Origin of the sequence: Variovorax paradoxus (assembly GCF_040544635.1) — a bacterium.
GTDB classification, from domain to species: domain Bacteria; phylum Pseudomonadota; class Gammaproteobacteria; order Burkholderiales; family Burkholderiaceae_C; genus Variovorax; species Variovorax paradoxus_R.
Genome location: NZ_JBEPKJ010000020.1, coordinates 53,004 through 75,796 on the forward strand (window position 1 = coordinate 53,004; position 22,793 = coordinate 75,796).

Sequence of the window (22,793 nt, forward strand, 5' to 3'; positions counted from 1 at the left end):
CGATGCCCACTGATTCGCCTCCTACCTTGTGGCTCACCGGCCTGAGCGGAGCAGGCAAGACCACCCTGGCCCGGACGCTCGCGCAGGCGCTGAACGACAGCAACCGGCGCTGCGTCGTGCTCGACGGCGACGCGTTGCGCAGCGGGCTGAACCGCGACCTGGGTTTCAGTCCGGACGACCGCAGCGAGAACATCCGCCGGACCGCCGAGGTCGCCCGGCTGATGAACGATGCCGGCCTGATCGTCGTTGCGGCACTGATCTCGCCCCTGCGGGTGGACCGGGCGCACGCGAGCCTCATCATCGGCACCCAGCGGTTCCTGGAGGTCTATGTCAGCACCCCGCTCGAGGTGTGCGAGACGGTGGATGCCAAAGGCCTTTATCGCAAAGCGCGGCGGGGCGAGCTTGCCCAGTTCACCGGTGTCAGCGCGCCTTACGAGCCTCCGGAGGCTCCCAGGCTGGCAATCGATCCCATGCGAACAGGCCTGCAACCCGCCGTGAGCAAGCTGCTTGACCTGATCGGGAACGCAACGACATGAGCCGACATCAGCCGATGCCGGTCATCGTGGGCGCACCGCGCTCGGGCACGACCTTGCTGCGGCTGATGCTCGATGCTCACCCGGACCTCGCGATCCCGCCCGAAACCACCTTCGTCGCCGCGGTTTCGGCATTGACCGAATCGCACGGCGATCTTCGTACCCGCTTTCTCGAAACGATCACCGCCTACCCGCCGGGCGCACCCAACTGGCAGGACTTCGGCCTTGCGCGCGAGGCACTCGCCGAAGCCGTGCAGGCACTCGAACCCTTCACCCTGGCCGACGGACTGCGGGCCTTTTATCGGCTTTACGCACAGCGCTTCGACAAGTCGCGCTGGGGCGACAAGACGCCGGACTATTCGCTTCACATGGGGGCCATCGCCGCACTGTTGCCGGAAGCCCGGTTTGTCCACCTCGTCCGCGACGGCCGCGATGTGGCGGCGTCGTGGCGCCAGCAGTGGTTCTCCCCGGGCCACGAACCCGAAGTGCTGGCGCGTGCCTGGGCTACCCGCGTTGAAGCAGCCCGCAACGCCGGCGCCGCTTGCGCCCACTACACCGAGGTCTTCTACGAAGATCTGGTGACGCGGCCCGAACCGATGCTGCGGCGCCTGTGCGAGTTCCTGGAACTCCCATGGTCGGATCAGTTGCTGAACCACCACGAGCGCGCCCCCAAGCGGCTGGAAGAGCATCGGGCGCGCGTCTCGCTCGATGGCAGCTTCATCGTCACCCATGCGCAGCGCCTGCACCAGCAACACAGGACGATGGAGCGACCCGGCACCGGGCGCATCGGTTCCTGGCGTGAAACGATGAGCGGCGAAGAAGTGCAGCGCTTCGAAGGCGTCGCGGGCAGCCTTCTGGTCCAGCTCGGCTATGAATTGCAAGGCAACGGATGATCCATCGAGAGACATCTGCGCACTTGCGGCACCGGACGCGTCGCCAATGAGCTTCACAACCTCTGCAACCGACAACGGCCTGGCGGCCTACTGCGGCGATGAGGTCGAAGCAGAGGCCGCCCTCCCCTCCGCCGCCCTGGCTCATGCCGTCGTGGGCCTGGGACGTTTCGGCAGCACCCACGCGCGCAAGCTCGGCAGCCTGCCGGGCTTTCGCCTCTGCGCCGTGGTGGACAGCTCTCCCGCGGCCAGGCCCGTGGCCGACCTCGCCGCGCTGCCGCTGTTGTCCGGCATCGGCGAGCTGCCGCCGGACATCGAGTCGGCCACGGTGGCTACCAGCGACGGAACGCACGCCGAATTGGCGATGGCGCTCATGCGGCGCGGTTGCCATGTATTGGTTGAGAAACCGCTCTGCATCGACCGGCAAGATGGCGCGCTGATGCTTCGGACGGCCCAGGAATGTGGCGTCATCCTGAGCACAGGACACATCGAACGCTTCAATCCGGCATTCAACGCGGCTGAACTGGCATGGATACGCCACGCGGCGCGGCGCCATCAACACAGTGCCCACCCTTTCCTGCGATTCCGTCGCTTTTCCTGCCGCGAATCGAGCGCCCTGGACAGCGTGCTGGATCTGATGGTGCACGATCTCGATCTGCTCGCGTGGCTCTGCGCCATTCCGGTGGACGCACCGTTGCAAGTGATCAGCCGGCAGATCGACGCTCGCAGTGCCCGCGTCCGGGTGCGCCTGGGTGGCCTTGTCGCGGAACTGGAGAGTGGCTACGGCAGCATGCCTCCCGCCGCGCGGCTGCAGGTGTGCAACAGCGGGCGGCAGCACGTACTTGACTTGCGCAAGCCCCACCGCGCAGTGGCGGGCGGCGGCGGCGATGCGCTGGCACGCCAGTACCAGGATTTCCGACGCGCCGTACAAGGCAACCGCACGCGCATTGCCTCCGGCGCCGACGGCCTTGCCGCGGTCACGCGCGCCTCCCAGGTGCTGCACGCATGAAGATCCCGTTGTTCCGGTCGGCGGCATGTGTCGAGCCCATGGCCGAACGCCTGGCCCAGGCATGCGCCACGGTGTTGCGCAGCGGTGTCTACGTACTCGGCCCCCAGGCCCGTGCACTCGAGGCCCGGTTGTCGGACCTGCTGCAACAGCGCGAGGTGGTGGCGGTGAAATCGGGTTCCGACGCCCTGCTGCTGGCCCTCAAGAGCCTGGGTGTCGGCAGTGCGGCCGGCGGGCGCCCGGAAGACGAAGTTCTGCTTCCTTCCTATACCTTCGCCGCCTGTGCCGAGGCGGTCATCGCTGCTGGTGCGCGGCCGGTGTTCGTCGACAGTGCCGCCGATGATTTTCTGGCGCCGCTCGCGCATTTCCGGAACGCACGGACGCCGCGCACCCGCGCCATTCTCGCGGTCGGGCTCTTCGGCGATCCCACGGGCCTGCCCGAGTTGGCCGCCTATTGCCGCGACGAGCAGTTGCACCTGATCGAAGACGTGGCCCAGTGCCTGGGCGCCAGCGCTTGCGACGCCGACGGACGTGCGCAACCCTCCGGCAGCTGGGGCGACGCAACGGCGATGAGCTTCTACCCGACCAAGACGCTGGGCGCCGCCGGCGACGCGGGGGCCTTGGCCTTCAAGGACCCGCGCCATGCCGAGAAGGCGCGACTGCTCCGCAACCACGGGTACCAGGACGGCGTGCACATTTGTCTGGGCCAGAACAGCCGCATGGACGAATTGCAGGCGTGCCTCCTTCAGGTGGCACTGGACGATTTCCCGGCCGCCATCGCCCGGCGCCGCGCAATTGCCGCGCGCTATCTGGAGGCATGGGCCGGATGCGCCATGCAGCTGCCGCGCGATGCAGCGGGGCACGCCTGGAATTATTTCGTCGTCGTGCTGGGCGGCCCGCAAGAACGCAAGGCGCTGGCGGTCCACCTGGCGACAAGGGGAATCGCCACGCGCGTTTACTATGAGCAGCCGCTGCACTTGCACGAGGCACTGCGGCACTGGCGAGGCGCGAGCGCGCTGCCGCACAGCGAGCGCCTGGCCCGCTGTTCGCTGGCACTGCCGCTCTACCCGATGCTCAGTGACGAGGAAATCGAATACATCATTCACGCCGTACGGCAAGCCGTCGGCGACGTAGACAGGCACAGCCAGACATGAACACGATGCAGGAGTTCGGCACTATCGCCCAACTGGTTCGCGAGCACGCAACGCAAGCACCCCGGCGCATCGCGCTGACCGACGGCGAGCAAAGCCTGAACTACGGCGAGCTCGATGCCCTGATGGACCGCGTTGCCGCCAGCATGCGGCGCGACGGCCTCAGGGCCGGCGACGCCATCGCGGTCTGCGCGGCTTCTTCGGTGAACTATGCGGCGGTGTTTTTCGGCGCATTGCGCGCGGGCGTCGCTGTCGCGCCGCTTGCGCCCGGCTCCACGCCCGCCAGCCTGGCGCGGATGATCGACGACGCCGAGGCGCGCATTCTTTTCACCGACGCGGCCGCGGCGGAGGTCATCGGCCCCGCCGGCCAAGGCACCATCCCGTGCATCGCACTGGACGGCTCCAGCGCAGGCCGCAGCCTCGACGAATGGCTGGCACCCGCCGGCGCGCAGCCCGAAGCGGTTGATGTACAGCCCTCGTCGCCCTTCAACATCATCTATTCCTCGGGCACCACCGGCGAACCCAAGGGCATCGTGCAGGGCCACGGCATGCGCTGGGCCCATGTGCAGCGCGGCGCCAAGTACGAGTACGGCGCCGACACGGTCACGCTGCTGTCGACGCCGCTTTATTCGAACACCACGCTGGTGGTGTTCTTCCCCACCATCGCCTTCGGCGGCTGCGTGGTGCTGATGCCGAAGTTCGATGCGCTCGGCTACCTGCAACTGGCCGAGGAGCGCCGCGTAACGCACACCATGCTGGTGCCGGTGCAGTACCAGCGCCTGATGGCGCATCAGCGCTTCGATGCGCACGATCTTTCGTCGTTCCGCTTCAAGTTCAGCACCAGCGCACCCTTCACCGCCGCACTCAAGGCCGACGTGCTCAAGCGCTGGCCGGGCGGGCTGATCGAGTTCTACGGCATGACCGAGGGCGGCGGCACGTGCATCCTGGAAGCCCACCTGCACCCCGACAAGCTGCACACGGTAGGCCGCCCGGCCGAGGGCAGCGACATCCGGCTCATCGACGAAGAGGGCAACGAGATTCCGCGCGGCAACATCGCGCTGGCCGGCGAGGTGGTGGGGCATTCGGCCGGCATGATGACCGGCTACCACCGCCAGCCCGCCAAGACACGCGAGGCCGAATGGTTCGACGCCGCCGGCAAGCGCTTCATCCGCACCGGCGACGTCGGGCGCTTCGATGCCGACGGCTTCCTGACGCTGTTCGACCGCAAGAAGGACATGATCATCAGCGGCGGCTTCAACATTTACCCGAGCGATCTCGAAACCGTGGTGCGCGGCCACGCAGCGGTGGCCGACGTGGCCGTGGTGGGCGTGCCCTCCGAGCAATGGGGCGAGACGCCGGTGGCCTTCGTGGTGCGCCGCGAGGGCGACGGCACTGCCGAAGACGCGCTGCTGCAATGGACCAACGACCAGCTCGGCAAGACGCAGCGCTTGGCGCGCCTGCATTTCATCGACGAGCTCCCGCGCAGCGCGATCGGCAAGGTGCTCAAGCGCGAGTTGCGTGACCTCGTCGGCCGCTGAAGCCAAGGCAACGCCGCCAAGCGAACAGGGCGGCGGCAACGGCCTGCTGTGGGTGCTGGTCGCCGTTGCGGTCTTGTTCGCTTTCCTGCGTCCGCGCGCGCCGATGGACTGGCTGCGACTGGTCGATTGGGAGACCGTGGGCGCGCTCGCGGGGCTGCTGGCCATCACGCAGGGCGTGGAAAAAAGCGGCATGCTGCAGGCCGCCGCGCAGCGCCTGCTCGCACGCACGCACAACCAGCGCAGCCTGGCGCTGCTGCTGACCGCCAGTGCGGCGTTTCTTTCGGCCCTGGTGACCAATGACGTGAGCCTGTTCCTGCTGGTGCCGCTGACGCGCGTGCTCGCCAACCAGGCGCACCTGCCGCTCGCGCGGCTCGTGGTGCTCGAGGCGCTGGCGGTCAATGCAGGCTCTGCCCTCACGCCCATCGGCAATCCGCAGAACCTGTACCTGTGGCACCGCTCGGGCGAGGGCTTCGGCGCTTTCATGGGAATGATGCTGCCGACGGTGGCGGTGATGCTGTTCTGGCTTTTCGCGGCGGTGTGGCTGCTGGTGCCGCGCACGCCTATCGCTCTGAAGCCCGAGGCCGAGGCCACGCCAGTGCAGCCCCGGCTGCTGGCATTGGCGGGGGTTCTGTTCGTCGGCTTCGTTGTCGCGCTCGACCGGCGCTGGCTGCTCGCGGGCCTGGGCGTGGTGTTCGCCGTGTTCCTGGTGTCGTATCCGCGCGTGCTGCGCGACATCGACTGGGCTCTGCTCGCGATCATTGCGCTGATGTTCGTGGACCTGCGGCAACTGGCCGAACTGCCGGCCGTCGTGGCGCTGCTGAACCATTGGCCGATTACCGAGGGATGGCAAGCCTACCTTGCCGCCATCGTCGCCTCGCAGTTCATCAGCAACGTGCCGGCCGCGATCCTGCTCGACGGCCACGTACGCGATCTGCCCGCGCTGGCCGCCGGCGTGAGCGTGGGAGGCTTCGGCTGCGTGCTGGGCTCGCTGGCCAACCTGATCGCATTGCGGCTCGCCAAATTGCCGCACGGCCTGCGCGAGTTCCACCGCATCAGCATCCCGTTCCTGCTGGTGTGCGCGGCCTCCGCGCTGCTGCTGCGGCTGGGATGACAGCCGCAGGGCCCGGGAGGAGAATCCATCCGTGTCCATGCGAATCTCGGCAACACCCCTCCGCGCAGAGCCGCACAGCCTTTCGCTGCGCGACTACGGTGCTTCGCGCGGCAGCCATGCACATGACCATTTCCAGGTACTGATCGGTCTGGCCGGCGTGCTCGAGCTCGAAGTGGAAGGCCGCGGCGCGCGCGTCGGCGCCGGCGAGGCGCAGGTGGTGGTGCCCGGCGACCGGCACGATTTCGAATCGCGCAGCGGCAGCCGGTGCCTCGTGCTCGACACCGCCCACCCCCTGTGGGCGCGCTGCGCCGGGCGACCGCCCGCGGACGTTGCACGACTGCAGGCGCTGGCGCAGTACCTCGCGCACTGCGCGCAGCATCCGCAAGCCTCCGCCCTGGCCCTGCAACATGGCCCTGCCCTGCTGCTCGAAGCCTGGGGCGCGGCCGCACCGGCCCCCACGCGAAGCCGCCGCATCGAGTGGACTTCACTCGCTGCGTGGGCCAGGGCACGCTGGCACGAGCCGCTGAGCGTTGCCGATCTCGCAGGCGTGGCCTGCCTGAGCCCGAGCCAGTTCGCGCAGCGCTGCCGCGACGAGCAGGGCGTGAGCGCAATGCACTGGCTGCGCGCGCTGCGGCTCGCGCATGCGCGCGAACTGCGCCTGGCGGGCGTGGGCGTGGCGGAAACGGCGCGCCGCACAGGCTACCGCTCGCCCTCCGCGCTCACCGCGGCGTTGCGCAGGCTCGGCGGACGCTAAGCCGCACCGAAGATCGTCGCCGCGCGACGATTCACCGGCGCTGCGCGACGACTGCGCCGCTTAAGCTCGCAGCGATGTCTCCCACGCTTCTCGCCCTGGCCGCCATCGCGCTATGGGCCACGCTCGCCTCGCTGGGCACGGCGCTTTCGCACCTGCCGCCCTTCCTGTTGACAGGCCTTGCTCTGATCATCGGCAGCATTCCGAGCTGGCCGCTCGTGCTGCGCGACCGTGGTGCATGGAAAGTACCGCCGCGCACGCTGGCGCTGGGCATCTACGGCCTGTTCGGCTTTCACTTCCTGCTGTTCATCGCGCTGCGGCATGCCCCGCCGATCGAGGCCAACCTGGTCAATTACCTGTGGCCGCTCTTCATGGTGGTGCTGGCGCCGGCGCTGCTGCCGGGCGTGTCATTGCGGCCGCTGCATCTGGTTGCCGCATTGCTGGGCTTCGCAGGTGCCGCCATCGCGATTCTCGGCGCCCGTGAAGGCGCCGCTCCCACACTGGGCACCTCGGCCGGGTACTGGGGCTTCCTGCCGGCGCTGGGCTCGGCGTTCATCTGGGCGAGCTATTCGCTCTGGACGAAGCGCGTGGCGGCGTTTCCGACCTCGGCCATCGGCTTGTTCGGCCTGGTTTCGGGCGTGTTGTCGCTGGCCTGCCATGCGCTGATCGAGCCCTCGGCGTTACTGTCCGCGAAAGATTGGCTGCTGGTCGCGCTGTGCGGCCTGGGGCCTCTCGGCGCGGCCTTCTTCGTCTGGGACATGGCGCTCAAGCGCGGAGATGCGCGGCAGATCGGCATCCTGAGCTACATCACGCCGCTGGGTTCCACCGCACTGCTGCTGGCCGTGACCGGCCGTCCGCTCACCTGGAGCATCGCGCTCGCCGCGGGGCTGATCATCTCGGCCGCCGTCATGGGCACACGCGCCCGCTGAATCGCGTCCGTGTCCGACGACACCGGCGCTTTTTTTCTGGCTAGAGTGGAGGCTTCGGAAAAAAGGAGCCAACCCATGGATAACAAGAACAAAAGCGAGGACTTCGAGATCACGCCCAAGCTGGTGTTCGACCTGAACCTGGCGCTGTACCTCGACCTGGTGGCCGCGCTCGAGGGCGCCGGCGCCATCACTTACCGGCAGATGGCCGCGCGGGTGCTGAACATCAGCCTGGACGCCCGCGCCGACGGCGAAGCGGACCTGTCGACGGTGCTGGAGGGCGTCGCCAAGGGCTTCGCAGGCCACGGCGACGGCCTGTCGATCGAAACCCTGAAGGCCGCCCGCGGCCTGCGCGAGGACGACGCAATGGGCGACATCCCGATGCGCCCGAGCGAGCCCTGAGCCGGCGTCAGTCTTCGACCACCTGCAGGATCAGCTTGCCGAAGTTCTCCCCGGCGAACAGCTTGTTGAGAGACTCGGGGAAGGTGTCGAGGCCCTTCACGACGTCCTCCTTGCTCTTCATGCGCCCGTCCTTCAGGTAGCCAGCCATCTCGGCAATGGCGATGTGGTACCGGTCTGCGTAGTCGAACACCACGATGCCTTCCATGCGCGCCCGGTTCACCAGCAGGCTCAGGTAGTTCCTGGGGCCGGCGCCCGGCATGCTGTTGGCGTTGTTGTACTGGCTGATGGCGCCGCAGATGATCACGCGGGCCTTGCGCGCGAGCCGCGCCAGCACCGCGTCGAGAATTTCGCCGCCGACGTTGTCGAAGTAGATGTCCACGCCCTTCGGGCAATGCGCCTTGAGCCCGTCGCGCACGGCTCCGGCACCGGCCTTGTAGTCGATGCAGGCGTCGAAGCCCAGCTCCTTCACCACCCAGTCGCACTTGGCAGCGCCGCCGGCAATGCCGACGACCCGGCAACCCTTGAGCTTGGCCAACTGGCCCACCGTCTGCCCCACGGCGCCGGCCGCGCCGGAGACGACCACGGTTTCGCCGGGCTGGGGCTGGCCCACGTCCATCAGGCCGAAATAACCGGTCATGCCGGGCATGCCGAGCACGTTGAGCCACTGGCCGATGGTGCCGACATTCAGATCGATCTTCACGAGGCCGTTGCGCTTGATCTGGTCCTGCGGAATCAGGATGTATTCCTGCACGCCGAGCGTGCCGTAGACCGCGTCGCCCACCGCGAACTGCGGGTTCTTCGAGGCAATGACGCGGCCGACGCCGCCGGCGCGCATCACCTCGTCGATGGCCACGGGCGCAATGTAGCTCTTGGCATCGTTGAGCCAGCCGCGCATGGCGGGGTCGAGCGAAAGCGACAGCGTCTTGACCAGCACGCCGCCCTCGGCCGGCTCGCCGACGGGTTCGGTGGTGAACTTCCAGTTCTCGCGGGTGGCCGTGCCTTCGGGGCGTTTGGCGAGGCGGACCTGGTGGTTGGCGAGTGAACTGCTCATGGTGTCTCCTTGATTGACGGGCGCTGGCACGGAGGCGAATCGTAGCTCCGCACCTCGCACCTGCTGGTAGCGCAGGCGACAGCGAAAAGTACCGCGAGCGAGCCTAGATCCGGACGACGATCTGCAGGCCGGGATTCGCGTTGCGCACCGTCAACGTGCCGCCGTGCGCCTCGGCAATCAGCCGGCACAGGTACATGCCGAGGCCGACGCCGCCCGTGGCGCGCGCCCGCGCGCCGTCGGTGCGGTAGAAGGGTTCGGTCAGCCGGTCGACCTGCGCCTCGTCGACGCCGGGCCCGTAGTCCCGCACCTCGAACTCGATGCCCTGGACCTTGCCGTCCACCACGGCCCGCAGCGACACAGACGGCGGCCGGGGCGCCCCGGTGCTGTAGCGCAAGGCGTTGTCCAGCAGGTTGCGCACCAGCAGGCGAAAGCGCATGCGGTCGATCGCATGCGGCGGCAGACCCTCCGCCAGATCGAGGTGCACGTTCTGCGCGCCTTGCATTTCGGCCACGATATCGCGCACCAGCACGGCCAGGTCGACCGGCTCGCGCTGCAGTGCCACATGCGGGCTTGCGAGGCGCTCGCTTTCGAGCAGGTCGCTGATCAGGTCGCGCATCTCGTTCAGGTCGCGCAGCAGCGCCTCGCGTTCGGTTGCGCCCTCGGGCGTGGCGGGCAGCAGCTCGGCGTTGAGCCGGGCACGCGTGAGCGGCGAGCGCAGCTCGTGGCTCAGCGCGAGCAAGAGGCCGCGCTTGGCATCGAGCATGGCCTGGATGTCGTCGGCCATGGTGTTGATCCGCTCCGCAAGATCGCCGAGGTCGTCGTTGCGGCGAACGGGAATGGGCTGCGTGAACTCGCCGCGGCCGAAGCGCTGCGCGCCTTCGCGGATGTCGATCAGCGGCCGCAGCAGGCGGCTCACATAGGCATATCCCAGCACCACGAGCAGCAGAAGCGCGCCGAGCGTGGCCCAACCCGCGGCACGCGGCGCGAGCTTCCAGAGCTTGGGCGCCCAGCCGAAGATCACGCGGTGGCCGTCGGCCGTGGGGCGAATGAACCACTTGTCGTTCCACGGCTCCTCGTCGCGGTCGTGCATCCAACCGCCGCGGCCGTTGATGCCACCGGGGTTGGAGTCCCAGTTGACTTGGGGGCCCACGATACGGATGGTGATGGGCAGCCGGGCCACCAGCGCCTGCGCGCGTGCAATGTCGGGCGGCGTGCCGATCTCGGCGACGAGCCGGTCGGCGTAGTCCACCAGCATCGGCTTCGCGGCCTCGGCCCAGCCGGTGGAAAAAGACTTCTTCATGCCGCCCATGAACACCACGGCCATGACCACCGCCAGCAACACGAACATCATCACCAGCCGGATGCGCAGCGAGCGGCGCCAGCGGCGCTTGCCCTGCACCTTCTCGTGCCACTGTTCATGCCACTGCCTGCGCAGTTCCGCGCGGCGGCAGGCCATTTCGCGCCACGCCTTGCGGTAGCCCCCCCGGCGAAATTTCATGCGGGCTCGCTGCGCGCAACGGCCAGCGCGTAACCGGCGTTGCGCAGCGTCTTGATGCAGTCCAGCGGCTCGAGCTTCTTGCGCAAGCGGCTCACCACGATGTCGACTGCGCGGGTGTAGAGCTCGGCTTCGTGGCCGCGCAGGCGGTTCAGGATGTCGTCGCGGCTGAAGACCTTGCCGGGCTCGGCCGCGAGCAGCGCGAGCAATTCGAATTCGGTGCCGGTGAGCTCCACGCGCTCGCCGTGGCGCAGCACCTGGCGCCGGTCGAGGTCGATCGACAGGCCGTCGAACACGCGCAGCTGCGTACCGTTGCCGTTCGCGGCAACCGGCGTGCTGCGCTGGCGCCGCAGGATGGTCTGCACGCGCGCCACCAGTTCGCGCGGCTCGAAGGGCTTGGGCACGTAGTCGTCGGCGCCGAGCTCCAAGCCGACCACGCGGTCCATCACCTCGCCGCGCGCGGTAAGCATCACGATGGGAATATCGCTCTCCTTGCGGATCTCGCGGCACAGCGCAAAGCCGTCCATCTCGGGCAGCATCACGTCGAGAATGGCCGCGTCGTACTGGCCGGCGCGCAGCATGGCGAGCCCTTCGCTCGGGCGCACAGCGCTCTCGAGCGTGCAGCCGAAGCGGGCGAAATAGGTGGTCAGCGGCGCGGCGAGGTGTTCGTCGTCGTCGATCAGCAGGATGCGCGGCATGGCGGGATTGTGCCTCCTGGCGAACAGTTGGCTGACGATCAGGCCTGCCGGCATTGCACCGCCATCGTGGTTTTCATTGCCTGCCGCGGTGGTGCGCGCCATCGTGCGTCCCTCACCACGGATCGGCCCGGCCGATGCGGCCCAGGTGCGTGGCGCCGAAGCCCGTGCCGTACTTGAGCCCGTAGCCGAGCGCCCGATCGAGACCGATGTGCGCGCACCAGATCAAGCCGCCAGCCACCGCCCATGGCATCGCAGCGAGCACGCCGAGCACAAGCAGTGCAACGGCACCGGCGTACGAATGCGCCGCGTTGTAGAGCGCCGCGCCCACGCGCGCGCCCGCGAGGTAGCCGAGCAGCGCGAGATCGGGCGCGAGCAGCCACAGTGCGAACACGCCCCAACCCGCGCCGAACTGCGCATAGGCCGCCAGCGCCGCGGCAAGCACCACGACGCCTTCCGCGCGCAGCAGCAAGCGCACACCGCCGGCGACGGCCTGGTCGCGAGACTCCGTGGAACCGGCTTCGCCGGCCCACAGGTGCTGCCCTCTCAAAGAGGGCCGACGAAGCGACACGAAGTGCGCGAAGCCTGGAGGCGAGTCGAGTTCAGCCACGATGGCCCCAGCGCCGGCCGCCGCGATCCATGAAGTCGCGCACCTTCTGCTGCTGCGCGACGTTCAGGCTGTCGAAGAAATCGGCGGCGGCTGCGATGATTTCCGGGCTGCCGTTGCGCACGGCGGTGGTCTTCTCGTCGACGAGCCGCGTGGCGCCGGCCTGGTCGAGCTTGTTGCCCGCGAACAGCGCCTTGAACTGCGAACGTGGATCGCCCGCGCCGCCTGCGCCGCGCATGGCTTCGCGCTGTGCCTGCAGTTTCTCCGCCAGCACGGTGAGCTTCTGCTTTTGCGAAGCGTCGAGTTCCAGCTTGCTGCCGACACGCTCGACCATCTTGGTGCGGAACTCGGCGCTGTCACCGCCGCCCCAGCCGTGCCGATGGCCGCCGCAGCCGGCAATGCTGCCCGCCACCACCGCAAGGCCGGCGAAACCGAAGAGAGTGCGTTTGATCCAGTGTTTCATGATGTTCCTTACGGCCCCAGGGATGCCCTGCGGGCGAGAGTCTTAAAGCTTGTTGCTGTTGCCGGCCGCTGAGGCACGTGCATCGACAGGGTTCTGCAGGGTCGAGATAACCTTGCTGTTCACGCGGGAGCCCGAGGTCACGTTCTGATCGGGTGCGGCGGCGGTGCGCATGGCTTCGAAGACGACGCCGGCGCGGTCTCTCGACACGGCCATGGTCTCGGCGCCGCGCGAGCCGCGCACGACGTTCTGGTCCGGTGCGGAAGCCGTGCGCACGGCTTCGGCGTTGACTTCGGCACGGCTTTTTGCCGAGGAGAGCGGCTGGACGCCTTCGTAGGTTTCAGCCTTGGCGCCGGCTGCGGCGAGCAGGGCGAAGGAGCCGACGGCGACGATTTGGGTCAGGGAGAGAGAGTTCATGTTCAGGCCTTTCAGTTGTGGAAGAGGAGACCTGATGGTGCTTGCCGCGGCGCGACAAGTCCTTTCGCCCTGGTTTCGGCGTGTTTCGTTATGTTTCGCTCGCCCCCAGGCTCCGCGCACTTCGTGTCGCTCCTCCCTCCCCCTACCGGGGGCAACACCAGAGGCCCGGCAAAGCCGGTTCCTCGGTGTTTCTGGAAAAGAACCGCGAGCTCTTTTAGCCGGCCAGGGCGGCGGCCGGGTCGTCCGACTCGAGCACGCTCTTCGCCCAGGCTTCGAGCTTGCCGGTGTCGGCGCGCAGCACTTCCTGCTTGACGGCGAGGATGCGCGAGGGATGCATCGAGAAGCTGCGCAACCCAAGGCCGAGCAGCAGCCGCGTGAAGGCCACGTCGCCGGCCATTTCGCCGCACACGGCCACGCCCTTGCCCTGGCGGCGGCATTCGGCAATCGTGTCGGCCACGAGCTTCAACACCGCGGGGTGGGCGGGGTCGTAAAGATGGGCCACGGCCTCGTCGGCGCGGTCGATGGCCAGCGTGTACTGGATCAGGTCGTTGGTGCCGATCGACAGGAAGTCGAAGTACTTCAGGAAGGTCTTGAGCGTGAGCGCGGCGGCTGGAATTTCGATCATCGCGCCCAGCTTCACCGGGCCGTACACGGCGCCGCGGTTGTCGAGTTCCGTGCGTGCAAAGTCGATCAGCGAGAGCGTCTGGCGAATCTCGCTGGCGTGCGCGAGCATGGGAATCAGCAGGTGGATTTCGCCGTGTGCCGCCGCTCGCAGAATGGCGCGCAATTGCGTGAGGAACATCGCCGGATCGGCCAGGCTCCATCGAATGGCACGCAGGCCGAGCGCGGGGTTCAGGTGCTCCTGCTTGCTGGCCGCCTTGCCGTCGATGGGCTTGTCTGCGCCCACATCGATGGTGCGAATGGTGACCGGCATGCCCTGCATGCCCTCGACCGCGCGCTTGTAGGCCTGGTACTGCTCTTCTTCGTCGGGCAGGCGCGTCTGGCGCGCGGACGATTCGCGGCCCATGAAGAGGAATTCGCTGCGGAACAGGCCCACACCCACGGCGCCGGCCTTGACGGCACCGACGGTGTCTTCGGGCATCTCGATGTTGGCGAGCAGTTCGACGCGCTGGCCGTCGAGCGTGACCGCGGGCTTGTGACGCAGGCGCGCAAGCCGGCCGCGCTCGAGGTCGCCCTGGCGCTGCTTGAAGCCGTACTCGGCCAGGATGATGGGCGAAGGGTCGACGATGACCACGCCGGCATCGCCGTCGATGATCACCCAGTCGTCCTGGCGCACCAGCTGGCTCGCCGTGCGCGCGCCCACCACGGCCGGAATGTCCATGCTGCGCGCGACGATGGCGGTGTGCGAGGTGCGCCCGCCCACATCGGTCACGAAGCCGGCGAACACGCTCTTCTTGAACTGGAGCATGTCGGCCGGTGAAAGGTCGTGCGCAATCAGCACCAGCGGCGCGTCGATGGCGTCGCCCGCGGTGAGGTCGTCATCGTCCTCGGTGGCATGGCGCTTGCGGCGCGGCGGGCTCGGCGCAAGCACCGCGGCCGTGCCCTTCATGCGATGCAGCAACCGCTCGACCACCTGCTCGAGGTCGGCCTTGCGCTCGCGCAGGTACTCGTCCTCCATCTCGTCGAACTGGCGCGCGATGATTTCGAGTTGCGTGGTCAGCGCCCACTCGGCGTTGTAGAGCCGATCGGTGATCCAGTGCTTCACGCCGCCGGTGAGCGCCTCGTCCTGCAGCAGCATCTGGTGCACTTCGAGCAGTGCAGCGAGCTCGTGCGGCGCATCGTTGGGGCCCATCTGCGCGACGCTGGTCTGCAGCTTGGCGAGTTCATCGGCCACGGCATTGCGCGCCGTGCGAACACGATCGATCTCGGTCTCGATCTCTTCGGGCTTGATGAAGTAGTGGGCCACGTCGATGCGGCTTGACACCACCAGCACCGCGCGGCCAATGGCAATGCCACGGGCGACGGGAAGGCCGTGGACTGCGAAGGTCATGGGAGCTGGCCGAAGGTTACCGGCCGCCGCCGGGCAGCCCCAAGGCGGCCGAGCCCCCCGGGGGGGCAGCGACGACACGCAGTGCGGAGCGTGGGGGCCACATTCATTCGCCTTCGCCGAACTTGTCGTTCATCAACTGGACGATGGCGTCCATCGCCTCTTCCTCCTGCTGGCCGTTGGTTTCGAGCTCGACGGTGGAGCCGAGCCCGGCGGCAAGCATCATGACGCCCATGATGCTCTTGGCATTGATGCGGCGGTCGCCGCGCGAGAGCCACACCTCGCAAGGAAAGCTGCCTGCGAGTTTGGTGAGCTTGGCCGATGCGCGCGCATGCAAGCCCAGCTTATTGCTGATGGTCACGGATTTCTTGATCACTGTGCTTTCTCTTCGCCTGATTCTGGGGTGCGGCCACAGCCACCTGCATGACACCGGCCGTGCCGCCCGCGATGGCGCGCTGCACCAGCGTTTCGAGCGGCTCGTGGCGGTAGGTCACCGCCCGCAGCAGCATCGGCAGGTTGACGCCCGCCACCAGCCGCGAGCGGACGCCGTCCACCAGCTTCTGGGCCACGTTGCAGGGGGTTGCGCCGAACACGTCGGCCAGCACCAGCACCTGCGAGCGCGGCGCATTGAGCTGCTGCGCAAGCGTGATGCGGGCGGCGGCCAGCGTTTCTTCGGGCGACACGTTGGGCAGCACGTCGAGTGCGACCACGGCCTGCTCGCAATCGGGGAACACATGCAGCGCGCATCGCCGCAGCGCCTGCGCGAACGGTGAATGGGCGATGATGAGAATGCTGTTCATGCGGGTCGGGGGACTACGCGCCGATTATGCGGGGGCGCCCAAAGGAAGTAGGTATACGACATAACGCAGCAGGCCAGGAAAACGGCCAATGCCGCGCGGAACGACGCCACGGTGTCGAGCCCGGCGCGGGCGAACAGGTCGATCAGCAAGCCGATGCCCCACTGCACGACGAATACACCTGCAAAAACCACGAGGTTGTAAGCCGACAGCGCGCGACCCGCGAGGGCGGGCGGCAAGGCCAGGGCCACGGCGGGCTGGGCCAGTGTGACCACCGTGGAAGCACACAGAAAACAAATCCAGGCGACGGTTCCCGCCGCGGGGCCAGCTATCAAAATAAGAGCAAGCACGAGCATCGCCAGAGGCATGCCCCAGCTCAGAAGCAGGGTCGCTCGAATGCCGCGATGCGCGAGCTTCGGATTGGTCACGCCCCAGAGCCAGTAGGTCGCAAGCAGCGCGATGCTGATCCAGAACAAGGCGCCGGCTGCTTCCTGCGGCGTGTAGCCCGCCACGCGCGTGAGCCACGGCACGACCCAGAGCGTCTGCATGGCGACGAAGCCGCCGTAGTTGAAGAATCCGACGGGCGCAAGCTTGCGAAAGAAGGGGTCGCGCCATACGGCAGCGTAGCCGCGCTCATCTTGATCACGCCCTTCCCGATCGCGCTCTCTGTGCATCTCTTCCCTGGTATCCGCCGCGCTGCCGTCACGCCACGCAGGCGCCGCCCAGGCGATCAGCGCCATCGACACCAGCACCCCCGCGGCCAACAGCCAGAACAGCGGCCGCCAGCCCAGGAGCGGCATCAGCCACTGCACCGGCAGGGTGGCGCCGACGAGGCCGAAGGAGCCCACCATCAGCATCCACGAGTTGCTGCGCAGCTGCATCGGCGGCGTCAACCAGCGCCGGTAGCCGGTGAGCGGCGCCATCAGGCAGGCGCTCACGCCGACACCGGTCAACACGCGCGCGGCCAGCAACACCGGGAAATTCGTTGCCACGGAAAACAGCAGGCAGCCGATGACTGCGACGGACAGAAAGCAGACGATCACGCGCTTCGGCCCGTGGCGGTCGAGCCAGGTGCCCATGGGCAACTGCGTGAACGCGAAACCCAGGAAGTAGCCGCCGGCCAGCAAGCCGAGGTCGCGCGACTCGAGTTCGAACTCGGCCGTGAGCGTTGGCGAGAGCGTGGCCGTGATGGCTCGCACCAGCGTCGAGAAAAAGTAGGCGACGGCAAAGGCCAGGAAAACGGTGGCAATCCGCCGCCGCCCGGCGAGCAAGCCGCCGCTCATGGGATTCGCGGCGTTCACGGAAGACGCAGGCCGTCGAAGAAGGTTTTCGCCGCCTCGGGGGCCGAGGGCCGGCCGAGCACCGTGGCCTGGTAGAGCGAGACACGTCCGTCTTTTTGCGACTGGGCAAACCAGAGGACCTGGACGGGCGCGGCGCCCTGTTGCGGTGGCTGCGCATCGAGCCGCACCGGCGCGGGCGCCGCGGTGGCACGTTTCAGCGTTGCAGGGGCTTCCGTCATTTGCGCATTGCCCAGTTGGCTGCGCGTGGCAGCACGCCACGCGTTGAGCCAGGTCTCGGCCTGTTCGGGGCTGGCGGCGGACGCATGGGCGATGGCGAAGGTTGCGCCGCCGGCCTCGCAGCCGGCCATGTCGACTTGCACGGACTCGGCTCCGAGCGGCAGAGCGCGGTTGGCACGATCGGGCTTGCAGGGAAGCAAGGCGATCAGGCCGGCATCGGCAATCGGTGCCTCGCGCCAGTTGAAGGTCGGGCTGCAGGCGGCAAGCGCAACGGCGGCGGTGGCTGCGAACAGCGCAGGCCTGGAGCGGGAAACGGACGACAGCATCAGAAAGGGATTATCGAGCCGCTCGAGGGCATGCCCAGCGCGATCTGGCTGGCGGAACTAAAATCGCGCCGCCCCTCTCTTTCAGTTGCCATGAAAAAATACATCGCCGTCGCCGCAGCCGCCCTTGTTCTGGCCGCCGGCGTGGGCGTGTACTTCGGCTCCGGCGCCACGGCGGCACCGGCATCGACCTTCGTGCTGCTCGACGGCAGCAAGAAGAGCACCGACGACCTGAAAGGCAAGGTCACCCTGGTCAACTTCTGGGCCACGAGCTGCGTGACCTGCGTGGCCGAAATGCCGAAGGTCATCGCGACCTACGACAAGTACAAGTCGAAGGGCTACGACACGCTGGCGGTGGCCATGAGCTACGACCCGCCGAGCTACGTCGTCAACTTTGCCGAAACGCGCAAACTGCCGTTCAAGGTGGCCATCGACAACACCGGCAGCGTGGCGCAGGCCTGGGGCGACGTGAAGCTCACGCCCACCACCTACCTGGTCAACAAGAAGGGCGAGATTGTGAAGCGCTATGTGGGCGAACCCGATTTCGCAGAACTTCACAAGCTGATCGAGAAACTGCTCGCCGAGGCTTGAACCCTGGCGCGCCCCCGGGGGCTGGTATCCCGAAGGAAGAAAAGACGCTCGATGGAGCGCCTTTTGCTTTTCCGCGACGATTTACTGGTTGCGGAAGCTGTCGTGGCAAGCCTTGCAGCTTCCGGCTGTGGTGCCGAACTGGGCCTTGAGCGCATCGATGCTGCCCGCCTTGGCGGCAACCGCCAGCTTTCCGGTCTCGGCCACCATCTTGTCCTGGTGCTCCTTGAACTTGGCGGTTTCTTTCCAGACCTCGGGCTTGCTCTTGCCGCCCTCGGCGCCGGCGCCGAAACCGGCCCAGGGCAGTTTGGCCATTTCGGCCACGATGTCGGCATTGGCGGCAGCAACTGCGGCGTCGTAGGGAACGCGTCCGTTGGCCATGGCGCCGATGCGGCTGAAATGCTGGCCCATCACGAACAGCGCGCTCTGGCGATACTTGATGGCGTCATCGGGCTTGGCAAACTGGGCCGCAGCCGGCAGGGAAACCGCAGCGCAGGCAGCGGCCAGGGCGAACGAAGCAAGTCGAATCATCGGGGGTCCTTATTGTTGGTTCGGCACCGTCGAAAGCGGCGCCGCGCCGAGTGTAGGGGCAGCATGGCAGCCGGCATAGCAACAACCCGATGCATGCGGCAGCCCGGACTTTGCTAATCTGCGCCTTCCGCAATTTTTTGCGCACTTTGCCTCTTCGATGACCGACACCTCCGTGGCCGCCTTGCAGGCCGCAGCGTCCGACGCCCCTGTCCGAGCGCGCATCTGGGATCTGCCGACGCGCGTTTTCCACTGGGCATTGAGCGCCACCGTCGTGGGCCTGATCGCCACCGGCCTCGCCGGCATCATGGAGTGGCACTTCCGTCTGGGCTACACGGTGCTCGCCCTGCTGCTGTTCCGCCTGCTGTGGGGCTTCGTGGGCGGACGCTGGTCGCGCTTTGCCTCGTTCTTCTATGGCCCGGGCTCCGTCGTTGCGTATCTGCGCGGGCGGGCCCATCCCGATCATGTGATCGGCCACACGCCGCTGGGCGCCCTGTCGGTATTCGCCGTGCTCACGGTACTGGCAGTGCAGGTTGCAACGGGCTTGGTGGCGGACGACGAAATTTCCGCTGCGGGGCCGCTCACGCGTTTCGTTTCCGGCGAGGTGGTGAGCCTGGCCACGGGCTGGCACAAGGCGCAAGGGAAAACGATCGTCATCGCCCTGGTGAGCCTGCACGTGCTGGCGGTGCTCTTCTATGTGCTGGTCAAGCGGCATCGCCTGGTGCGGCCCATGGTTTCGGGCGACAAGCTGATCGCCTCGGCCCGCAGCCAGGTCGCCCCGAGCCGCGACGACGCCGCCTCGCGGGGGCTCGCGCTGGTCCTGTTCGCGGTGTGCGCGGGCGCGGCGTACTGGATTGCATCGTTGCGCGTATGAGCTTTTCCGTTTCACGCCCCTTGCCGCTGGCCGACACGCCGGCCGTCGTGCTTCTGACGCCGGATGAAGCCCATGAACTCGATGCGGCAGGCGCGATTTTTCGCGACTATGCCGCCTCGCTGAACATCGACCTGTGCTTCCAGAACTTCGAAGACGAAGTTGCCACGCTTCCGGGCGACTACGCGGAACCGCGCGGCGCACTGCTGCTCGCCCTGGTCAATCCGGCCCATATCAAGGAGGCCGCCGGACAACAGGCGCCGACTCTCTTGCGTTCCGATGGAACGCTGGCGCATGTGGCGGGCTGCTGCGCCCTGCGCCCACTCGACAACACCGACTACGCCAATGCCGCGGAGATGAAGCGCCTGTTCGTACGGCCCGGCTTTCGCGGGCTGGGCGTCGGCCGGCAACTCGCCGAAGCCATTCTCGATGCCGCGCGCGGCGCGGGCTATGCCTGCGTGCTACTCGACACGCTGGACGACATGGAATCGGCGCGCGCTCTCTATGAAGACCTGGGCTTCGAGGAAGTGCCGCCCTACTATCACAACCCGATTGCGGGCGCGCACTACCTCAAGGCGGATCTTTAGCCGGCCCTTAACCGCGGGCTTGCGCCAGCAGCGTTTCGGCGTTGCTGACTTCGAACTTGCCCGGTGCCTCGACGTTGAGCGTTGCCACCTTGCCGTCTTTCACGAGCATCGAATAGCGGTTGCTGCGCAGGCCCATGCCGCGGCCGGTCAGGTCGAGCGTGAGGCCCGTGGCCTTGGCGAAATCGGCGCTGCCGTCGGCCAGCATGCGCACCTTGGTGCCGGTCTTCTGGTCGCGCGCCCAGGCGCCCATCACGAAGGCGTCGTTCACGCTCACGCACCAGATCTCGTCCACGCCGGCAGCCTTGAAGTCGTCGAAGTGCTGCACATAGCCGGGCACGTGCTTGGCCGAGCAGGTGGGCGTGAAGGCGCCCGGCAGCGCGAACAGCGCAATGGTCTTGCCGGCCGTGGCCTTGCTCACGTCCACCGGGTTCGGGCCGATGCTGCAACCTTCGCCTTCGACCTCGGAATATTCCTGCAGGGTTGCCGAAGGAAGGGTGTCGCCGACTTTGATCATGTAAGTGCTCCTGAAAAAGAAAAACGGCCCACATTGTGGGCCGTTTCCGGATGGGTTGCCTTCGAGAGGCCTCCCAAGGTCGATCGACCAGTGATCAGACCAGCACGGCCTTCTCGACCAGACGGGTCACGACCCAGTTCTTGGTCTTCGAAATCGGACGGCTTTCCGTGATCTCGATGGTGTCGCCCAGCTTGTACTCGCCCTTTTCGTCATGGGCGTGGTACTTGCTCGTCTTGGCCACGATCTTGCCGTAGAGCTCGTGCTTCACACGGCGCTCGACCAGCACGGTCACGGTCTTGGCACGCTTGTCGCTGACCACCTTGCCGATCAAGGTGCGCTTGAGGGATTTTTTAGCTTCCGTCATGTTCACTCCTTACTTGGCGGCTTGGGTTTCTTGCTGCTTCTGAGCAAGAATGGTCTTGGCGCGCGCGATGTCGCGGCGCGTCACGCGCAGCGTCGAGGTGTTCGACAGCTGTTGCGTGGCTTTCTGCATGCGCAGACCGAAATGGGCCTTTTGCAGGTCCTTGACTTCGGCTTGCAGGCCTGCGACGTCCTTCGTGCGCAGGGTTGCAGCCTTGGTTACCTTGGCCGGAGCCACGGTTTCTTTTTTCTTACGTGTTGCCATGGATGTTCTCCTCTCAGGCGCCGAGCTGGCGAGCGACGAACGTCGTACGCAGCGGAAGCTTGGCGGCGGCCAGGCGGAACGCTTCGCGGGCGAGTTCTTCGGGCACGCCGACGATCTCGAACACGATCTTGCCAGGCTGGATTTCAGCGACGTAGTACTCGGGGTTGCCCTTACCGTTACCCATCCGCACTTCGGCGGGCTTGGTAGAGATTGGCTTGTCCGGGAACACGCGGATCCAGATACGGCCACCGCGCTTCACGTGACGCGAAATCGCGCGGCGAGCGGCTTCGATCTGGCGCGCCGTGAGGCGGCCGCGATCGGTGCATTTGAGACCGAAGTCACCGAAGGCAACCGAGCTACCCCGGGTTGCGATGCCGGTGTTGCGGCCCTTTTGTTCCTTGCGGAACTTTCTGCGTGCAGGTTGCAGCATTTTTAATACTCCGTAGTTCTAAGACCGATTATTCGGTCTTGGCACCGTCAGCTGCTGCAGCTGGCGCGGCTTTGCGGACGCGCTTAACGGCGGGTTTCGAGTCTGCACCCGGTGCTGCGGGAGCGGCACCAGTAGCTTCTGCGGGCTTGTCGCTGCCATCGGCCGGGGCGGTGTTGCCACCGATCGGGCCACGGGCACCGGCGCGCGGGCCGGGACCACGACGGTCCGAACCCGGACGGTCGCCACCTGGGCGGCCATCACGGCGCGGACCACGCGGACGACGCTCTTCGTCGGGACGCGGCGTTTCGACGGCCGGCAGGTCGTTACGACCCAGCGTGTCGCCCTTGTAGACCCAGACCTTGACGCCGATGACGCCGTAGGTGGTCTTGGCTTCCGAGGTGCCGTAGTCGATGTCGGCGCGCAGCGTGTGGAGGGGCACGCGACCTTCGCGATACCACTCGGTACGAGCGATTTCGATACCGTTCAGGCGGCCAGCCGACATGATCTTGATGCCTTGGGCACCCAGACGCATGGCGTTTTGCATGGCGCGCTTCATGGCGCGGCGGAACATGATCCGCTTTTCGAGCTGCTGCGTGATGCTGTCGGCGATCAGCTGGGCATCGATTTCAGGCTTGCGCACTTCTTCGATGTTCACTGCCACCGGCACGCCGAGCTGCTTGCCCAGTTCGCGCTTGAGGTTCTCGATGTCTTCGCCCTTCTTGCCGATCACGACGCCCGGACGAGCCGAGTAGATCGTGATGCGTGCGTTCTTGGCGGGACGCTCGATCATGACGCGCGAAACCGAAGCGTTCTTCAGCTTCTTCTTCAGGTATTCGCGGACCTTGATGTCTTCGGCCAGCATGCCCGCGAAATCGCGGTCGCTTGCGTACCAGCGGCTGGACCAGTTACGGGTAACCGCAAGGCGGAAGCCGGTCGGATGGATTTTCTGTCCCATATTTCTTCCAGGCGTTC

At 67.1% G+C, this 22,793-nt stretch carries 29 protein-coding genes; 12 read left to right on the top strand and 17 right to left on the bottom strand.

Annotated elements, in window-relative coordinates; genetic code table 11:
• Nucleotides 1-2 precede the first annotated feature (2 nt).
• The 9 genes from cysC to ABIC94_RS26330 all read left to right on the top strand — a co-directional run bounded on the left by cysC (nucleotide 3) and on the right by ABIC94_RS26330 (nucleotide 8,308).
• A complete protein-coding gene (cysC, locus tag ABIC94_RS26290; protein WP_436318106.1) occupies nucleotides 3-536 on the top strand; it encodes an adenylyl-sulfate kinase in 534 nt (177 codons plus the stop codon).
• On the top strand, nucleotides 533-1,426 hold the full coding sequence (locus ABIC94_RS26295) for a sulfotransferase family protein (RefSeq protein WP_354375986.1): 894 nt from the start codon (nucleotides 533-535) through the stop codon (nucleotides 1,424-1,426). The genes cysC and ABIC94_RS26295 overlap by 4 nt, the downstream gene beginning before the upstream one ends.
• A 46-nt stretch (nucleotides 1,427-1,472) precedes the next feature.
• Nucleotides 1,473-2,432, top strand: coding sequence for a Gfo/Idh/MocA family protein (locus tag ABIC94_RS26300; protein ID WP_354375988.1), 960 nt, complete (start codon nucleotides 1,473-1,475; stop codon nucleotides 2,430-2,432).
• A 38-nt stretch (nucleotides 2,433-2,470) separates the two neighbouring features.
• Nucleotides 2,471-3,583, top strand: coding sequence for a DegT/DnrJ/EryC1/StrS family aminotransferase (locus ABIC94_RS26305; protein WP_354375990.1), 1,113 nt, complete (start codon nucleotides 2,471-2,473; stop codon nucleotides 3,581-3,583).
• Nucleotides 3,580-5,118: a class I adenylate-forming enzyme family protein gene (locus ABIC94_RS26310; protein ID WP_354375992.1), complete on the top strand. Its 1,539-nt coding sequence runs from the start codon at nucleotides 3,580-3,582 to the stop codon at nucleotides 5,116-5,118. The genes ABIC94_RS26305 and ABIC94_RS26310 overlap by 4 nt, the downstream gene beginning before the upstream one ends.
• On the top strand, nucleotides 5,099-6,229 hold the full coding sequence (locus ABIC94_RS26315) for an SLC13 family permease (protein ID WP_354375993.1): 1,131 nt from the start codon (nucleotides 5,099-5,101) through the stop codon (nucleotides 6,227-6,229). Before ABIC94_RS26310 ends, ABIC94_RS26315 begins: the two co-directional genes overlap by 20 nt.
• A 37-nt stretch (nucleotides 6,230-6,266) precedes the next feature.
• The gene (locus ABIC94_RS26320) at nucleotides 6,267-6,983 is read left to right on the top strand and encodes an AraC family transcriptional regulator (protein WP_354376013.1); all 717 of its coding nucleotides are present in this window, start codon (nucleotides 6,267-6,269) and stop codon (nucleotides 6,981-6,983) included.
• A gap of 74 nt (nucleotides 6,984-7,057) precedes the next feature.
• Nucleotides 7,058-7,909, top strand: a complete 852-nt coding sequence (locus ABIC94_RS26325) for a DMT family transporter (RefSeq protein ID WP_354375994.1) — start codon at nucleotides 7,058-7,060, stop codon at nucleotides 7,907-7,909.
• A gap of 75 nt (nucleotides 7,910-7,984) precedes the next feature.
• Nucleotides 7,985-8,308: a hypothetical protein gene (locus tag ABIC94_RS26330; protein WP_354375995.1), complete on the top strand. Its 324-nt coding sequence runs from the start codon at nucleotides 7,985-7,987 to the stop codon at nucleotides 8,306-8,308.
• A gap of 7 nt (nucleotides 8,309-8,315) precedes the next feature.
• On the opposite strand, the gene ABIC94_RS26335 is transcribed toward ABIC94_RS26330, so the two are convergent.
• The 11 genes from ABIC94_RS26335 to ABIC94_RS26385 all read right to left on the bottom strand — a co-directional run bounded on the left by ABIC94_RS26335 (nucleotide 8,316) and on the right by ABIC94_RS26385 (nucleotide 17,681).
• Nucleotides 8,316-9,359, bottom strand: coding sequence for an NADP-dependent oxidoreductase (locus tag ABIC94_RS26335; RefSeq protein ID WP_354375996.1), 1,044 nt, complete (start codon nucleotides 9,357-9,359; stop codon nucleotides 8,316-8,318).
• Between the two features lie 103 nt (nucleotides 9,360-9,462).
• The gene (locus ABIC94_RS26340; RefSeq protein WP_436318107.1) at nucleotides 9,463-10,815 is read right to left on the bottom strand and encodes a HAMP domain-containing sensor histidine kinase; all 1,353 of its coding nucleotides are present in this window, start codon (nucleotides 10,813-10,815) and stop codon (nucleotides 9,463-9,465) included.
• Nucleotides 10,816-10,853: 38 nt separating this feature from the next.
• A complete protein-coding gene (locus ABIC94_RS26345) occupies nucleotides 10,854-11,552 on the bottom strand; it encodes a response regulator transcription factor (RefSeq protein WP_354376014.1) in 699 nt (232 codons plus the stop codon).
• Between the two features lie 112 nt (nucleotides 11,553-11,664).
• A complete protein-coding gene (locus ABIC94_RS26350; RefSeq protein ID WP_354375998.1) occupies nucleotides 11,665-12,159 on the bottom strand; it encodes a DUF4260 domain-containing protein in 495 nt (164 codons plus the stop codon).
• The gene (locus ABIC94_RS26355; RefSeq protein ID WP_354375999.1) at nucleotides 12,152-12,619 is read right to left on the bottom strand and encodes a Spy/CpxP family protein refolding chaperone; all 468 of its coding nucleotides are present in this window, start codon (nucleotides 12,617-12,619) and stop codon (nucleotides 12,152-12,154) included. Before ABIC94_RS26355 ends, ABIC94_RS26350 begins: the two co-directional genes overlap by 8 nt.
• A 42-nt stretch (nucleotides 12,620-12,661) precedes the next feature.
• Nucleotides 12,662-13,033 (bottom strand): DUF4148 domain-containing protein, encoded by a 372-nt coding sequence (locus ABIC94_RS26360; RefSeq protein ID WP_354376000.1) that lies wholly within the window; start codon nucleotides 13,031-13,033, stop codon nucleotides 12,662-12,664.
• A gap of 214 nt (nucleotides 13,034-13,247) precedes the next feature.
• On the bottom strand, nucleotides 13,248-15,044 hold the full coding sequence (ptsP, locus tag ABIC94_RS26365) for a phosphoenolpyruvate--protein phosphotransferase (protein ID WP_354376001.1): 1,797 nt from the start codon (nucleotides 15,042-15,044) through the stop codon (nucleotides 13,248-13,250).
• A 103-nt stretch (nucleotides 15,045-15,147) separates the two neighbouring features.
• Nucleotides 15,148-15,417 (bottom strand): HPr family phosphocarrier protein, encoded by a 270-nt coding sequence (locus ABIC94_RS26370; RefSeq protein ID WP_258502687.1) that lies wholly within the window; start codon nucleotides 15,415-15,417, stop codon nucleotides 15,148-15,150.
• A complete protein-coding gene (locus ABIC94_RS26375) occupies nucleotides 15,386-15,841 on the bottom strand; it encodes a PTS sugar transporter subunit IIA (protein WP_021012782.1) in 456 nt (151 codons plus the stop codon). The genes ABIC94_RS26370 and ABIC94_RS26375 overlap by 32 nt, the downstream gene beginning before the upstream one ends.
• On the bottom strand, nucleotides 15,838-17,121 hold the full coding sequence (locus ABIC94_RS26380; protein WP_354376015.1) for an MFS transporter: 1,284 nt from the start codon (nucleotides 17,119-17,121) through the stop codon (nucleotides 15,838-15,840). The genes ABIC94_RS26375 and ABIC94_RS26380 overlap by 4 nt, the downstream gene beginning before the upstream one ends.
• Before the next feature lie 14 nt (nucleotides 17,122-17,135).
• Complete coding sequence (locus ABIC94_RS26385) at nucleotides 17,136-17,681, bottom strand: hypothetical protein (RefSeq protein ID WP_354376002.1); 546 nt, start codon at nucleotides 17,679-17,681, stop codon at nucleotides 17,136-17,138.
• A 90-nt stretch (nucleotides 17,682-17,771) separates the two neighbouring features.
• Here ABIC94_RS26385 and ABIC94_RS26390 point away from each other — a divergent pair, with 90 nt between their 5' ends.
• The gene (locus ABIC94_RS26390; RefSeq protein ID WP_354376003.1) at nucleotides 17,772-18,269 is read left to right on the top strand and encodes a TlpA disulfide reductase family protein; all 498 of its coding nucleotides are present in this window, start codon (nucleotides 17,772-17,774) and stop codon (nucleotides 18,267-18,269) included.
• A gap of 81 nt (nucleotides 18,270-18,350) precedes the next feature.
• On the opposite strand, the gene ABIC94_RS26395 is transcribed toward ABIC94_RS26390, so the two are convergent.
• The gene (locus ABIC94_RS26395; protein ID WP_354376004.1) at nucleotides 18,351-18,797 is read right to left on the bottom strand and encodes a c-type cytochrome; all 447 of its coding nucleotides are present in this window, start codon (nucleotides 18,795-18,797) and stop codon (nucleotides 18,351-18,353) included.
• 157 nt (nucleotides 18,798-18,954) lie between these two features.
• Here ABIC94_RS26395 and ABIC94_RS26400 point away from each other — a divergent pair, with 157 nt between their 5' ends.
• Nucleotides 18,955-19,668: a cytochrome b/b6 domain-containing protein gene (locus ABIC94_RS26400; protein WP_354376005.1), complete on the top strand. Its 714-nt coding sequence runs from the start codon at nucleotides 18,955-18,957 to the stop codon at nucleotides 19,666-19,668.
• On the top strand, nucleotides 19,665-20,252 hold the full coding sequence (locus ABIC94_RS26405; RefSeq protein ID WP_354376006.1) for a GNAT family N-acetyltransferase: 588 nt from the start codon (nucleotides 19,665-19,667) through the stop codon (nucleotides 20,250-20,252). The genes ABIC94_RS26400 and ABIC94_RS26405 overlap by 4 nt, the downstream gene beginning before the upstream one ends.
• Before the next feature lie 7 nt (nucleotides 20,253-20,259).
• Here ABIC94_RS26405 and ABIC94_RS26410 read toward each other — a convergent pair whose 3' ends face one another.
• From ABIC94_RS26410 to rpsC, 5 genes are all read right to left on the bottom strand, one after another.
• Entirely contained in the window at nucleotides 20,260-20,766 is a 507-nt protein-coding gene (locus ABIC94_RS26410) for a peroxiredoxin (protein ID WP_319439815.1), read from the bottom strand.
• Nucleotides 20,767-20,860: 94 nt separating this feature from the next.
• Nucleotides 20,861-21,130 carry a 30S ribosomal protein S17 gene (gene rpsQ / locus ABIC94_RS26415; protein WP_015867662.1) on the bottom strand — a complete coding sequence of 90 codons (270 nt, stop codon included), beginning with the start codon at nucleotides 21,128-21,130 and terminating at the stop codon, nucleotides 20,861-20,863.
• Between the two features lie 9 nt (nucleotides 21,131-21,139).
• Nucleotides 21,140-21,391: a 50S ribosomal protein L29 gene (gene rpmC / locus ABIC94_RS26420; protein ID WP_354376007.1), complete on the bottom strand. Its 252-nt coding sequence runs from the start codon at nucleotides 21,389-21,391 to the stop codon at nucleotides 21,140-21,142.
• A gap of 13 nt (nucleotides 21,392-21,404) precedes the next feature.
• Nucleotides 21,405-21,821, bottom strand: a complete 417-nt coding sequence (gene rplP, locus ABIC94_RS26425) for a 50S ribosomal protein L16 (RefSeq protein WP_093017293.1) — start codon at nucleotides 21,819-21,821, stop codon at nucleotides 21,405-21,407.
• 28 nt (nucleotides 21,822-21,849) lie between these two features.
• Nucleotides 21,850-22,776: a 30S ribosomal protein S3 gene (rpsC, locus tag ABIC94_RS26430; protein ID WP_028259872.1), complete on the bottom strand. Its 927-nt coding sequence runs from the start codon at nucleotides 22,774-22,776 to the stop codon at nucleotides 21,850-21,852.
• Nucleotides 22,777-22,793 lie beyond the last annotated feature (17 nt).